This is a genomic window from Micromonospora sp. NBC_01412 (assembly GCF_045040215.1).
Lineage (GTDB): Bacteria > Actinomycetota > Actinomycetes > Mycobacteriales > Micromonosporaceae > Micromonospora > Micromonospora rubida.
Genome location: NZ_CP109528.1, coordinates 1,337,544 through 1,351,420, shown reverse-complemented (window position 1 = coordinate 1,351,420; position 13,877 = coordinate 1,337,544). Strand labels below are relative to the sequence as shown.

13 protein-coding genes are annotated in these 13,877 nt (G+C 74.2%); 11 read left to right on the top strand and 2 right to left on the bottom strand.

The window, feature by feature from the left end:
* Positions 1-33 precede the first annotated feature (33 nt).
* Entirely contained in the window at positions 34-291 is a 258-nt protein-coding gene (locus OG617_RS05820; RefSeq protein ID WP_396681586.1) for a DUF3040 domain-containing protein, read from the bottom strand.
* 502 nt (positions 292-793) lie between these two features.
* On the opposite strand from OG617_RS05820, the gene OG617_RS05815 reads away from it, so the two are divergent.
* From OG617_RS05815 to OG617_RS05795, 5 genes are read left to right on the top strand one after another with little or no spacing between them, the layout of a single operon-like run.
* A complete protein-coding gene (locus tag OG617_RS05815; RefSeq protein ID WP_405099359.1) occupies positions 794-2,887 on the top strand; it encodes a DUF1800 family protein in 2,094 nt (697 codons plus the stop codon).
* Between the two features lie 8 nt (positions 2,888-2,895).
* Complete coding sequence (locus tag OG617_RS05810) at positions 2,896-4,275, top strand: DUF1501 domain-containing protein (RefSeq protein ID WP_405099357.1); 1,380 nt, start codon at positions 2,896-2,898, stop codon at positions 4,273-4,275.
* Positions 4,272-5,684, top strand: coding sequence for a ferric reductase-like transmembrane domain-containing protein (locus OG617_RS05805; protein ID WP_405099355.1), 1,413 nt, complete (start codon positions 4,272-4,274; stop codon positions 5,682-5,684). The genes OG617_RS05810 and OG617_RS05805 overlap by 4 nt, the downstream gene beginning before the upstream one ends.
* A gap of 10 nt (positions 5,685-5,694) precedes the next feature.
* On the top strand, positions 5,695-6,285 hold the full coding sequence (locus OG617_RS05800) for an FMN-binding protein (RefSeq protein WP_405099353.1): 591 nt from the start codon (positions 5,695-5,697) through the stop codon (positions 6,283-6,285).
* A gap of 49 nt (positions 6,286-6,334) precedes the next feature.
* On the top strand, positions 6,335-7,060 hold the full coding sequence (locus tag OG617_RS05795) for an FAD:protein FMN transferase (protein ID WP_405103491.1): 726 nt from the start codon (positions 6,335-6,337) through the stop codon (positions 7,058-7,060).
* Positions 7,061-7,632: 572 nt separating this feature from the next.
* Here the strand turns inward: OG617_RS05795 and OG617_RS05790 are convergent.
* Complete coding sequence (locus OG617_RS05790; protein ID WP_405099351.1) at positions 7,633-8,304, bottom strand: bifunctional DNA primase/polymerase; 672 nt, start codon at positions 8,302-8,304, stop codon at positions 7,633-7,635.
* Between the two features lie 245 nt (positions 8,305-8,549).
* On the opposite strand from OG617_RS05790, the gene OG617_RS05785 reads away from it, so the two are divergent.
* The 6 genes from OG617_RS05785 to OG617_RS05760 all read left to right on the top strand — a co-directional run bounded on the left by OG617_RS05785 (position 8,550) and on the right by OG617_RS05760 (position 13,875).
* Positions 8,550-9,779, top strand: coding sequence for a helix-turn-helix domain-containing protein (locus OG617_RS05785; RefSeq protein ID WP_405099349.1), 1,230 nt, complete (start codon positions 8,550-8,552; stop codon positions 9,777-9,779).
* A gap of 17 nt (positions 9,780-9,796) precedes the next feature.
* Positions 9,797-10,378: a flavoprotein gene (locus OG617_RS05780; protein ID WP_405103489.1), complete on the top strand. Its 582-nt coding sequence runs from the start codon at positions 9,797-9,799 to the stop codon at positions 10,376-10,378.
* Positions 10,379-10,479: 101 nt separating this feature from the next.
* Positions 10,480-11,454 (top strand): Nif3-like dinuclear metal center hexameric protein, encoded by a 975-nt coding sequence (locus OG617_RS05775; protein WP_405099347.1) that lies wholly within the window; start codon positions 10,480-10,482, stop codon positions 11,452-11,454.
* A complete protein-coding gene (locus OG617_RS05770) occupies positions 11,451-12,188 on the top strand; it encodes a zinc ribbon domain-containing protein (RefSeq protein WP_396681574.1) in 738 nt (245 codons plus the stop codon). The genes OG617_RS05775 and OG617_RS05770 overlap by 4 nt, the downstream gene beginning before the upstream one ends.
* Positions 12,189-12,193: 5 nt before the next feature.
* Entirely contained in the window at positions 12,194-13,405 is a 1,212-nt protein-coding gene (locus tag OG617_RS05765; RefSeq protein WP_405099345.1) for a bifunctional RNase H/acid phosphatase, read from the top strand.
* Positions 13,406-13,632: 227 nt separating this feature from the next.
* Entirely contained in the window at positions 13,633-13,875 is a 243-nt protein-coding gene (locus OG617_RS05760) for a DUF3311 domain-containing protein (protein ID WP_405099343.1), read from the top strand.
* Positions 13,876-13,877: the final 2 nt, after the last annotated feature.

The following is a 13,877-nucleotide window of genomic DNA, read 5'->3' as shown; positions in this document are numbered from 1 at the left end:
GCGGCCGACGGCGGACCGGCGGCCGGACCGGCGTCACAGCCAGCGGCGGCGGAACCGCCACATGAGTGCGCCGTTGGCCAGCAACACCACCGCGAAGATCGCCCCGGCCAGCCCGCCGGCCAGCACGGTCGCCGCCGGCAGCGAGGCCCACAGCACGATGGTCAACAGCATCAGGTACCGGCTGCGGTGGCCCCGGGCCCGGTGTTCCAGGCGGGTGAAGAACTCCGGATCGCTTTCCCGGAGCTGACGGGTGATCTGTTCGAACCTGCGCTGATCCTCTTTGCTGAGCATGGCGGTGCCTTCCCCTCACGCGTTCAGCGGTTCGGCGGCATACCCGCTGCGGCGGCGGCTCACGCGCTCCTCCTGCTGCTACTTTCGACAGCTCGCCGGGTGGGAGCGGGAGCCGACGTCCCCGCCGGCGGTCCGTCCACCGCCGCCGGAGCGCTGGCCCCCGCGTCGTGGGCCGCTTGAGCGCAGCCTTATTCCTCCCTTAAGTTTCGCTGTGCCAGGGAACGGCGCACGTCGCGCCGGGGCGGTGCGAAACGGCACGTCCGGGCCCGGCCGGTGCGTGTTCGTCCTGCTCCGGACGCAGCCCCCGGCAGCAGCCGAAACGGACCCTCCGCCCGTGCCGTTGAACGCCGTCTTAAGTGCCCTCGCCGGCTGATTCGGCGCGTATTGAAGGCTCTCACCTCCCCGGCTACCTTCCGTGGCAACTCCTCCAGCAGTAGCCGCCGCACCCCGCCCCACCCCCGGGCGTAGCCGTGCCGGCGTTCGACGAAAACGGGATTGGTACATGGCCGACCAGAATGTGCCACCGAGCCGGCCGCGGGACGATCGCGGCTGGGACGGACGACAGCACCCCGCCCAGGACGGTTACCGCGACCACGGCACGTCCGTCCCCTACGGCCCGACCGGCCAGCAGCCGAACCACCCGCACCCCGGCGCTCACCCCGCCCCGGCCGGCGGCCCGTACCCGGGGCACGCGCCCGCCGCCCCCGGGCCGGCACAGCGCGGCCCACAGTGGGTCGGCCCCGACGGCCTCGGCCAGCCGGCCCAGGCCGCGAACCCCGGCTACGGACTACCCAACCTGGACGATGACGACGACCCGGGCCGCAGGGTGGGCCGGCGGCGCGCCCTCGCCGCCATCGGGGGCACCGCCGCGGTGGTGGCCGGCGGCGCCGCCCTGGCCATGACCCCGCAGGTGCGTGGGCTCTTCGGCGGCGACGCCCCGGTCGGCGACGCCACCGGCACCACGGTCACCGACGGCACCCCCGCCCGCCCCAGCGGCCAGCAGCCGAGCACGGTGCGCACCTACACCGAGCAGAACGAGAGCTACATGGGCTCCCGGGCCGGCGAGGCGCTGAAGAAGAACAGCCCCTCCGGTGGGCGTACCTTCTCCGGCCCGGCCGCCGCCGCCGAGGCCACCGAGGTCACGGTCAAGACCGTGCTCGCCAAGGACCCGGTCCGGCACCTGGCCAGCCGGGCCACCTTCGGCGCCACCCCGAAGCTGACGGCCGACATCAAGCGGCTCGGCATCGACGCCTGGGTCCGCCAGCAGCTGGAGCCGGAGAAGCTCGCGCCCACCCCGGCGGAGCTGAAGCTGGCCGACCTGCCGACGCTCAAGCTGAGCCCCCAGCAGCTACGCGCCCAACGCGACGCCCTCAACGAGCGGGGCGCGCAGCCCGAGCGCGAGGTGGTCGACGCCACCATCGCCCGGCAGATCTGGTCGGAGCGCCAGCTCTTCGAGGTGATGGTCGACTTCTGGAACGACTTCCTGCACGTCGCCGCCAACTTCGACGGCGGCGAGGTGTACCGGACCTCGTTCGACGCCGACGTGGTGCGCAAGCACGCGCTGGGCAGCTACCCGGAGATGCTGGTCGCCGCGAACAAGCACCCGGCGCTGCTGCTGTACCTCAGCCAGAACGACTCCCGCGCAGACGCGGTCAACGAGAACCTGGCCCGGGAGAACCTGGAGCTGTACTCGGTGGGCGTCGACGGCGGCTACACCGAGAAGGACGTCCGGCAGGCCGCCCTGCTCCAGACCGGCCGCGGCGTCAACGACGGCAAGTACGTCTTCCGCCCGGAGCGGCACTACCTGGGCAAGGTGAAGGTCCTCGGCTTCTCCCACCCGAACAACTCCGACGACCCGAAGAAGGCCGACGCGGCCATCGACGCGTACATCGCGTACATCGCGTTGCACCCGTCGACCGCGAGGTACGTGGCGCAGAGCCTGGCCACCCGGTTCGTCTCGGACACCCCGCCGAAGTCCCTGGTGGAGCGCCTGGCCAAGACGTACGCGGCGAACAAGGGCATGATCAAGCCGATGCTGATGACGCTCTTCAGCTCCTCGGAGTTCTGGGCGTCGGTGGGCCAGAAGGTGCGCCGGCCGATGGAGTACCTGGTCGCCACGTACCGCACCCTCGGCGTCTCCCCGCAGGCGGCGCCCGGGTTCAAGCAGGGCGACAACAAGCGCACCGCGTTCGCCCAGGGGCTGCGGCAGATCCACGACAAGATGCGCGAGCTGGGCCAGTACCCGATGGGCCAGCCCACCCCCGACGGCTACCCGGACGTCTACGTCGCCTGGACCTCGGCCGGCACGATGGTCAACGGCTGGAACGAGGCCGGTGAACTCCTCGGTGGCTGGCGCACCCAGTTCACGTACACCAAGCCGGAGAAGCTGGTCGCCCGGCCGCCGGCCACCGCCGGGGCGTACGTGGACGCGCTGTCCCAGCGCCTGGTGCACCAGAAGCTCAGCGCCCGGGAGCGGGAGCTGATCCTCGACGTCGCCGGGGTCTCGGCGAGCACCAGGGTCGACGCCACGTTCAACGGGGCAATCGCCGCCGTCGCGCGGGCGATCCTCGCGTCCCCCCAGCACCACCTCCGGTGAGGCATCCGATGGAGAAGACTGTGCACTCGTTCCCCCTGCACCCCGAATGCCCCGACCTGCGGCGGTTGGCCGACAACCCGGCCGAGGCGCTGCTGCGGGCGGAGGCCGACATCGTCGCCGCCGAGAACGCCGCCGAAACCGACCGCTACCGCCGGCTGGAGGAGCTGGAGGAGGCCCAGCAGGACGGTCGGGGGGTCACCCGGCGCACCTTCGTGGCCGGTGCCGCCGCCACCGCCACGGCGCTGGCCACCGCACAGTTCGTCACCACCTCCGCCTCGTTCGCCGCGACGAAGACCGGCACCCTGATCCACGTCTTCCTCTACGGCGGGCTGGACGGGCTGAGCCTGGTCGCCCCGGCCGGCGACCCGGTGTTGGCCAAGGCCCGCCCCGACCTGCTGCTCGGCGACGACTCCCTGGCCCTGGGCCGGGGGTTCAAGCTGACCAGCGCGTTCAAGCCGCTGGAGCAGTGGCTCAAGGCCGGCCAGCTCGGCTTCGTCCCGGCGGTCTCCGACGAGCGGCTGTCCCGCAGCCACTTCCAGGCCGCGGACGCCTGCAACCTCGGGGGCCTGCCCAGCGAGACCGGCGGCCGGGGCTGGCTGGACAGCCTGGTCGACAACCTCGGCAAGGGCACCGCGTTCCGCAGCGTCGGCATCGGCAGCACCCTGCCCCGGTCGCTGGTCGGCACTAACGGCGCGCTGTCCATGAACAGCGTCGGCTCGCTGCGGCTCAACGGCGACGCCCGGTACCGGGCCGCCACCGAGAAGGCGATCAAGGGCCTGTTCACCGGGATCAACCACCCGGTCGAGGAGGCGGTGCAGGACGGCCTCGGCGCGCTGGCCACCGCGCAGAAGCTGGCCGCGAAGCCGTACGAGGCGGCCGAGGGCGTCAAGTACGAGGGCGTCGGCAACGCCTTCCAGCAGCTCGCCCAGCTCATCAAGGGCGGGGCGAACGTCCGGGTCGCCACCGTCGGGATGGGCGGCTACGACACCCACGAGAACCAGGGCACCCGCTCCGGCGGCCAGCTCCACCGGCGGCTCAACGAGCTGGCCGGCGCCATGGCCGCGTTCTTCACCGACCTGGGCGACAAGGCCGCCGACGTGACGATCATGGTGTCCAGCGAGTTCGGCCGCCGGGTCTCCTCCAACGGCGGCGGCACCGACCACGGCCATGGCGGGGTGGTCACCGTCCTGTCCGGCCGCAAGCTCGCCGGCTCGCTGCTCGGCACCTGGAACGGCCTGGACAAGCTGGACTCCGGCGACGTGCCCGAGTACAACAACATGTTCAACGTGTACGGATCCGTCGCCCAGGGCCGGTTCGGGCTCACCACCGCCGAGGTGGACAAGATCTTCCCCCGGCAGAAGTTCACCCCGATGAAGCTGTACGCGTGACCCATCAGCACGCCCACGCCGCCGGCCGCCACACCGGGACCCCGTCCCGGAGCGGCGGCCGGTCGGCTGCTCCCGTACCCCCGGCGGCGGTGCCCCGGCGTGGGCCGGGCGGCCGGCGGGCGGTGACCACCCTGTTCTGGGTGGGCCTGGTCGCGGCTGTGCTGCCGTGGTGGCTGGACACCCCGGCCGGCTCGCTGGGCAGCACCAGTGCCACGCTGACCGCCGCCGGGCGGATCGCAGGCCTGGTCGCCGGCTACCTGCTGCTGGTGCAGGTGCTGATGATGAGCCGCCTCGGCCTGCTGGGGCGTCTCGCCGGGGAGCGGATCTCCCGCTGGCACCGCGACGTCGGCGCCACCCTGGTGGTCACCGTGCTGGCCCACCTGTCGCTGATCGTGGTCGGCTACGCCGCCGGCCGGCGGTCGGTGCTCGGCCAGGCCGGCGAGCTGCTGCGCGAGTACGAGGACATGGTCGCCGCGTTCGCCGCCGCCGGCATCCTGGTGCTGCTCGGCCTCACCGGGATCCGGGCGGTCCGCACCGCCCTGCCCTACGAGCTCTGGCACCACCTGCACCTGGCCAGCTACCTGGTCCTGCTGCTCGGCTTCAGCCACCAGTTCAGCAACGGCGCCCAGCTCTTCCCGGCCGGCCCGGTGCGCGCCGGTTGGATCACCGCGTACGCGCTGGTCGCCGCCGCCCTGCTCTGGGGCCGGGTGGTGGCCCCGCTGCGGTTCAACCTGCGGCACCGGCTGAGGGTGGCCGACGTGGTCGCGGAGAGCCCGGACACCGTCTCGGTCTACCTCACCGGCGACCGGCTCGACCGCGTCGACCTGCTCGGCGGGCAGTTCTTCCGCTGGCGGTTCCTCACCCGGGGCTGCTGGTGGCAGTCGCACCCGTTCTCCGTCTCCGCCGCTGCGAACGGCCGCTGGCTGCGGCTGACCGTCAAGGTGGTCGGCCGGCACACCGCCGACCTGCGCGACCTCGACCAGGGCACCCGGGTCTGGGCGGAGGGCCCCTCGGGCACGTTCACCGCCGCCCACCGCACCCGGGAGCGGGCCCTGCTGATCGCCGGCGGCAGCGGGATCACCCCGCTACGGGCGATGCTGGAGGAGCTGCCGCCCGGCGCTGCCCTGATCTACCGGGCCCGCACCCCCGACGACGTGCTGCTGCACCGGGAGCTGGACTGGCTGGCCCAGGAGCGGGGCACCGACGTCTGGTACGTCATCGGCTCCCGCGACGACCAGGGCCCCCGGCAGGTGATGAGCGCCGCGGGCCTGCGCCGGCTGGTGCCCGACGTGGCCCACCGGGACGTCTACCTGTGCGGCCCGCCCGGCCTGGTGGAACAGTCCGTCCGGGCGCTGCGCCGGGCCGGCGTGCCACGCCGGCAGATCCACCTCGCCACCTTCGAGCTGTAAGGAAGGCCCCATGCGTCGCGCGCTGCTCGCGATCACCGGCCTCGCGGCCGGCACCACCGCGTTGGTGGTGCTCAAGGGCTCCCCGGAGGCCGGCCAGGTCGCCCAGGAGCTGCCCGCCACCCGGCCGCCGGTGGTGCCGTCCGGGGCGGCCCCGGGCCGGTCGGCCGCGCCCACGCCGACCTCCGCCGCGTCGGCCCGCGCCACCGCCACCCCGAAGCCCCGCCCCACCGCCACCCGCACCCCGGGCTCCCGGACCAGCACCTCGGCCCGGCCCACCTCGGCGCCGCGCACCACCACCGCCGCGCCGCCGAAGTCCACCACGCGCAAGGTGACCGGGTCGGTGGTCTCCAACGAGTACGGCAGCGTGCAGGTGCAGATCACCCTGTCCGGGACCCGCATCGTCGACGTGGTGGCGCTGGAGCTGCCCCAGGAGACCGCGCAGTCCGACCGGCGCAGCGAGGAGGTCGACGGCCGGTACAGCGGCACCGCCGGGCAGGTCGTGCAGAAGCAGGGCACCGACTTGGACACCGTCTCCGGGGCGACCGCCACCAGCACCTCGTACCGCCAGTCGTTGCAGGCCGCCCTCGACCGGGCCCGCTGAGGTGACCACGCCGGTGACCCGCCCCGGCCTGCGCCGGGTCGAGCAGGTCATGGGTACGGCGATCAGCCTCGACCTCGCCGACGACCTGCCCATGGCGCGGCTGCGCGAGCTGACCGACGCCGTCTTCGCCTGGCTGCGCGAGGTGGACGCCCGGTTCAGCACGTACCGGGCCGACAGCGAGGTGTGCCGGTTCGACCGGGGCGAGGTGCCGCTGTCCGAGGCGTCCGGGGACCTGCGCACGGTCCTGGAGCGCTGCGCCGACCTGTGGGGCGCCACGGACGGCTTCTTCGACGCGTACGCCACCGGGCGGCTGGACCCGTCCGGCTACGTGAAGGGCTGGGCGGCGCAGGTCGCCTCAGACCGGTTGGTCGCCGCCGGAGCGCCGAACCACTGCCTGAACGCCGGCGGGGACGTTCGCGTCCGGGGGAACTCGGCGAGCGGCCGGCCGTGGCGGATCGGCGTCCGGCACCCGTGGGACGAGTCGTCGGCCTGCCTGGTGCTCACCGGCACCGACCTGGCCGTGGCCACCTCCGGGGTGTACGAGCGGGGGCACCACGTGCTCGACCCACGCCGGGGCGTACCGGCCACCGGCCTGCGCTCGGTCACCGTGGTCGGCCCGGACCTGGGGGCCGCCGACGCGTACGCCACGGCGGCGGTGGCGATGGGGGCGGCCGGCATCGGCTGGCTCGACCGCCTCCTGGGCCACCTGCACGCGGTGATCACGGACGACGCCCGCTGCCTCCACTCCACCCACCTCCCCCTCCTCCCAACCTGACACGACCCCCCGCCGCTTGCCGCGATCATGCACTCGCGGCCCACGGGATGCGGCTTTTGCCCCGGTCTGACCGGGCCCGAACTGCAAGATCGCGGAGGGTGGGAGCGGTGGGAGCGGCGGGGGCGGTCAGCCGGCGGGGCGGCGGGTGCCGGCCGGGTGGGCGCCTCCGGGGCGGGGACGGCCGGGGCGGGAGCCGGACGGGCGGGTCGGCGGCCAGCGGTGCCCGCGTCGGTGGTGCGGCGGCGGTTCCGCGCCGTCTGGCCGGCGTGCCGCGTCATCCCTGCTGGACATCACACCCCCGCTCGGGGCGCTGTCGCCCCCTCGTCCGGGTCAACGACGTCCCGGGCCGCAGGGACGCTGCCCGGGACGCGTCGGCTCCCCGACAGGCGGGCCCGCCCGTGTCGGGCCGACGGCGGACGGATCCACCAGCGGCGCCGGCCGGGCGGCGGTGCCCCTCAATGGCGTGGGCGCGACGGCGGTGTCTCTCGGGGATGTCGGCGCGACGGGGGTGCCCCTCGGGGACGTCGGCGCGACGGGGGTGCCCCGCCGCGCCGAGGGTGTGGCGGGCGGGTTCACCGGCCGCGTCGAGGCAGCGGCAGGTGGCCGGGGAGCAGCTCGGGGGTGAGCGCCACGCCGGTGGCCCGCAGCGCGTCGACCAGCACGTTCTGCACCAGGTAGGAGTCCGGGAGCTGCCAGCGCGCCTGTTCCGGGGCGACCGCCCAGCGGACCGTGCCCTCCGGCAGCCGGGTCGGTGGCGCCGGGATCCACGAGCCGACGCCGTGCCGGACCACGTGGAAGCAGTGCTCCAGTTCCGGGCGCAGCGGGTCGCCGGGGCGGACCAGGAACATCCACCGCCCGGTCGGCGTCACCACCACCGGGCCGCGGACCCCGAAGCCGGCCGGGTGGTTCCCCACCGCGTCGAGGACCCCCCGCCCGAGGTGGGCCGGCACCTCCAGGACGTCGAACGCCCGCCCGGTGGGCAGCAGCACCCCGTGCGGGCGGCTGCGCCACCAGGTCGCCACCCGCGCCGCGTCGGTGCTGGCCGCCCGCTCCCAGTCTTCCAGGGCGGGATGGCAGCCGACGGTGGGACAGCCGGCCCGGCCGCACACGAAGCGGCTGCGGGCCAGGCACGCGCCGGGGGTCACCTCCCAGCCGTGGACGGCGTAGCGGACGGCGACCCGGCGCAGCCGGACCCGTTCCAGCGGCGAGAGCTGCGCGACCCGCGGCCCGACGTTCCCCCACATGCCTACGAACTCCTCTCGCCCGGACCGGTAGGTGCCAGGTCGCTTGTCGAGCGCCGTCACTGCCGTAACTCGCGTTCGTTGACTTGACGGAACGGCTGGTGCAACTTGCACGAAAGCTACGAGTGCTGCCCGCTCGGCCGACGTACTGGCTGTGCGACCAGCGAAAACCTGAGGACGAACGGACAGCCGATCCGTCCGCACGGTCGCCGCCGAGGCCAACCGGCCCGGCCAGGGGAGGGATGGACATGGACGAGTTGCCCATAGGCCGGCGGGTGGCGTACTGGCGCGGTCGGCGCAAGATGTCCCAGCAGGTCTTCGCCGACCGGCTCGGCAAGTCCAAGAGCTGGGTGGACAAGGTCGAGCGCGGGGTGCGCCGGCTGGACAAGTTCTCCGTTCTCTACGAGATCGCCGTCATCCTCCAGGTCGACGTGCAGTTACTGCTCGGCAAGGACCCGGAGCGGCGTACCGACGTGCTCAACTGCATCGACCCGGTCGAGGTCCAGGAGATCCGGGCGGCCCTGGAGCGGTACGACTCGATGAGCGCCTACTTCGACGCCGCCCCGTTCCCGCCGCCGCTGGTGGACATGCGCAAGGCGGTCAACCACGCCTGGCTGACCTACCAGTACGGCCGTTACGGGATACTCACCCGGGCGCTGCCGAAGCTGCTGCGCGACGCCCAGGCGGCGGACGCCGGCCACGACGGCGACCAGTCCCGTGACGCCGCCCACCTGCTCGGCCAGGTGTACCAGATCGCCTCCTCGGTGCTGCGCAAGCTCGGCGAGTGCGAACTGGCCTGGCTGGCCGCCGACCGGTCGATGGCGGTCGCCCAGCGGGCCGACGACCAGCTCCTCGCCGGGATCGCCACCACCCGGGTCTGCAACGCGATGGTCGCCATGGGGCGGGCCCGTCCCGCGCTGGAGCTCAACGTCAACATCGCCAACCGGCTGGCCCCCGGCGGCGGCAACGACGCCACCCCGGACCGGCTCTCGGTCTACGGGTTACTGCTGCTCCAAGGCGCGATGGCCGCCGCCCGGCTCGGCGACTCGGCGACCGTGGACGACCTGATCAACGGTGCCCAGGAGGCGGCCGTCCTGCTCGGCGGCGACCATAACCACTACTGGACCTCCTTCGGTCCGACGAACGTCGAGCTGCACCGGGCCGCCGCCGCCGTGGAGCTGGGCGACGGGGGGCGGGCGGTGGAGGTGCATCACCAGCGCATCCCCGAGTCGTCCTTCAACGGCCTGCTTCCCGAGCGCCGGGCCCACCACCTGCTCGACATCGCCCGGGGCATGGCCCAGATCGGCGACGTGGCCACCGCCGGGGAGATGCTGCTGCGCGGTGACCGACTCGCGCCCTCGGAGATCCGCTGCCGCCCGATCGCCCACGTGGTGATGTCGGACATCCTGCGTCGCACACGGGGTGCGCCGCCTCCGCCGATTGCGGAGTTGGCTGAGCACATGGGAGTGGGAGTATGAGCGCGGCAGCGGTCGGCATGAACGGGCCGCACCGCGGCAGCGAGCGCCGTGGGGTGCTCTACGTCATCGCCTGCGGGTCGCCGCTGGCCGGTCACGTCGGCCGCCTGGTCGAGTTGGCCCAGCAGGACGGCCGGGAGGTCTGTGTGGTCGTCACGCCGGACGGCGCGAAGTTCGTCGACCGGCCGGCGCTGGCCCGGCAGACCGGCCATCCGGTCCGCAGCCGGTACAAGGACCCGGGTGACCCGGACGTGCTGCCGCAGGCCGACGCGATGATCGTCTGCCCGGCCACGGTCAACACGGTCAACAAGTGGGCGGCCGGGATCACCGACACCCTCGCGCTCGGCCTGCTGGTCGAGGCGCAGGGCAAGGGGGTGCCGATCGTGGCGGTGCCGTTCACCAACGTCGCGATGGCCGGGCACCCGGCCTTCCGGGCAAGCCTGGCCCGGCTCGCCGAGTGGGGGGTGGACGTGGTTTTCGGCGAGCACGTCGTGCCGCTGCACCCACCCGGCACCGGCGAGCGTCACCTGCACGCGTTCCCGTGGGGCGTCGGCCTGGCGGCGCTCCGCGACCGGCGCTGCCCGGTCACCCCAGCCGCCTGAACGAGGAGCAGGGCCCCCTTGCCGACGGATTCCGTTGCACCGGGGGCCCTGTCCACAGCCGCGGCCCTGACCTACGGCGCGCGCCGGTAGAGTGGCCCGCCGTGAGCACAACCCCGACACCGCCGACGGTGGCCGACGTGGTGGCGACGCTGCACCGGCGCTACCCACCGGCCTGGGCCGAGGACTGGGACCGGGTCGGGCTGGTGCTCGGCGAGCCGACCGCTGAGGTCCGCCGGGTGGCCTGCGTCGTCGACGTCGTCCCCGAGACCGTCGCCGAGGCCCTCGCCGCCGGGGCGGACATGATCGTCGCCCACCACCCGCTGCTGCTGCGGGGGGTCTCCTCGGTCGCCGCGACGACGTACAAGGGGCGGATCGTCCACCAACTGATCAAGGCCGACGTGGCGCTCCTCGTCGCGCACACCAACGCCGATGTGGCCGACCCCGGCGTCTCCGACGCGCTGGCGGCCCGCTTCGGGCTGACCGGGCTGCGCCCGCTGCACACCCCGGCGCCGGGCGCCCCGGCAGCCGGCGCGGGCCGGGGGATCGGCCGGATCGGCGTGCTGCCCCGGCCGATGACCCTCGCCGAGCTGACCCGGTACGCCGCCGCCGTGCTGCCCGCTACCGCCTGGGGAGTCCGCGCCGCCGGCGACCCGGCGCGGACGGTGCGTACCCTTGCGGTCAGCGGTGGCTCGGGCGACGCCTTCCTCGGCGCGGCCACCGCGGCCGGCGTCGACGCCTATCTCACCGCCGACCTGCGCCACCACCCCGCCGGCGAGCACCTCGCCGCCGACGGCCCGGCACTGCTCGACGCCGCCCACTGGGCGACCGAACGACCCTGGCTGGACGACCTGGCCGCCCTGCTTCGGGCGGAGCTGGGCGTCGAGACCATGGTGTCCGACCTGAACACCGACCCGTGGACGGTGCATGCCACCGCGCCCGGCGGCGTCCCGGCACCCGCCGGCCCCGCCACCACCACTGCCCCCGCCACCACCCTCGCGCCCGGCGGCGCCGCCCCGGTACCCGCCGCCGACCCCGACCCCGCCCTCGCCGCGGACGACAAGGAGCCCAGACCGTGAAGGCTGACCCCAAGGTCCAGCGCCGCCTGCTCGACCTCCAGGCGATCGACACCTCCCTCGCCCAGCTCGCCCACCGCCGCCGTTCCCTGCCCGAGCGGGCGGAGCTGGAGGCCCTCGCGCGGGAGCTGTCCGCGCTGGAGGACGAGCGGGTCCGCGCCCAGGTCGCCGTCGACGACCTGGACCGGGACATCGCCCGGCTGGAGAAGGACGTCGAGCAGGTCCGGGCCCGCAAGAGCAAGGACGAGACGCGGCTCGCCGCCGGCACCGGCCCGGCCCGGGAGCTGGAGGCGCTCCAGCACGAGCTGGTCTCGCTGAACCGACGGCAGAGCGACCTGGAGGACGCCGAGCTGGAGCTGATGGAGCAGCGGGAGACCGCGCAGGGGGTGCTCGACGGCATCGAGCGGCGGGCTGCCGAGGCGCGGGAGGGACGGGCCGCGACCGAGCAGCGTCGCGACCAGGCCCTCGCCGAGATCGCCAAGGAGGAGGAGTTCAAGCGGACCGCCCGCCAGCCCCTCGCCGGGGACCTGCCGGGCGAGCTGGTCACCCTCTACGACAAGATCCGCGAGGACAGCGGGCTCGGCGCGGCCCTGCTCACCGGTGCCCGCTGCGGCGGCTGCCGGCTGGACCTCTCCGGCGCCGACATCGCCCGCATCCGCAAGGCCGCCCCGGACGAGGTGGTCCGCTGCGAGGAGTGCCGCCGGATCATGGTCCGCACCAACGAGTCCGGGCTGTAGGCGCGATGGCGGTACACACGGTTGTCATCGAGGCCGACGGCGGGTCCCGGGGCAACCCCGGCCCGGCCGGCTACGGCGCGGTGGTCCGGGACCCGGCCAGCGGCGAGGTGCTGGCCGAGCGGTCCGAGGCGATCGGTACCGCCACCAACAACGTCGCCGAGTACCGGGGGCTGATCGCCGGCCTGGAGGCCGCCGCCGAGCTGGGCGCGGCCGAGGTCGACGCCCGGATGGACTCCAAGCTGGTGGTCGAGCAGATGTGCGGGCGCTGGCAGATCAAGCACCCGGGACTGCGTCCGCTCGCCGCGCAGGCGGCGGCCCTCGTCGGCCGGTTCGCCGCGGTGCGCTTCCAGTGGATCCCGCGGGAACGCAACCGGCACGCCGACGCCCTCGCCAACGCGGCGATGGATGCCGCCGCCGGCAAGCCGGCCCGCGCCGCCGCGCCGACCCGGGCAGTCGAGCCGTCGCGCGAGGTGGCCGCCCCGGACTCGCCCGCCCGGGCCCTCGCTCGCGAGGCCGCCGCCCGCGCCGCCACCCGGGGGGCCGGCTCCGACCCGGCCACCATCCCCGCGTCCTGGGAGCCGCGGCCCAGCGACACCGCCACCCGGCTGATCCTGGTCCGGCACGGCGAGACCGAGTTCACCGCGCAGCGCCGCTACTCCGGCCGGGGCGACGTGCCGCTGTCCGCGCGGGGCCGGGCCCAGGTGCGGGCCGTTGCCGCCCGGGTGGCCGCCCTCGCCCCGTCCGTCGCGGCCGTGGTCAGCTCGCCCCTGTCCCGGTGTACGGCGACCGCCGAGGCGATCGTCGAGGCGCTCGGCGACGTCCCGTTGCGCACGGCCGGCGACCTGATCGAGTGTGACTTCGGGGCCTGGGAGGGGCGCACCTTCGCCGAGTTGCGCGCCGACTGGCCGGGGGAGCTGGACGCCTGGCTCGCCTCCACCCACGTCGCCCCGCCGGACGGCGAGTCGTTCACCGAGGTCGCCGCCCGGACGATCCGGGTCACGGACGCGCTGATCGAGGCGTACCCCGGGGAGACCGTGGTGGTGGTCTCGCACGTCTCGCCGATCAAGCTGGTGCTGCGCGACGCGCTCAGCGCCGACGACGCGTTCCTGCACCGGCTCTATCTCGACGCGGCCGGCATCTCCGTCCTGGACCGCTGGCCCGACGGCGGCGTAGCGGTCCGCTCGATCAACGACACCGCCCACCTCCCCACCCCCTAACCCCACCCCTCACCCCGCGCGCTTTCACGGAAAGAGTGGCCATTCCTCGGCGGATGGCCACTCTTTCCGTGTATTTGCGCGGCGAGTGGGGTGGGGGTGGGGTGCCGTTTGGCGCAGGTGGGGTGCCGTTTGGCGCATTGGCGGGGGCCGATGGAGTGTGGCGGGGGTCACCTGGTCGTAACGTGCGGCCGTCACTGGCGAGATACGACTTCCCGGAGGTGTGTCGGATGGCTGCACCCGAATCGGAGACGCCCGGCTCGGCGTCGTCCAGGGCGAAGGACCACAGCCCCTGGAACTGGCTGCTGTTCATCCCGATCGTGGTGCCGCTGATTCCGGTGTTCTTCAACGCCGATTCGCCGCGCGTGCTCGGGTTCCCGCGCTTCTACTGGCTGCAACTGGCCTACATCCTGCTCGGGGTGGCCACCACCACGCTGGTCTACCAGCTCACGAAGAAGCGGGGTGGCCGGTGAGC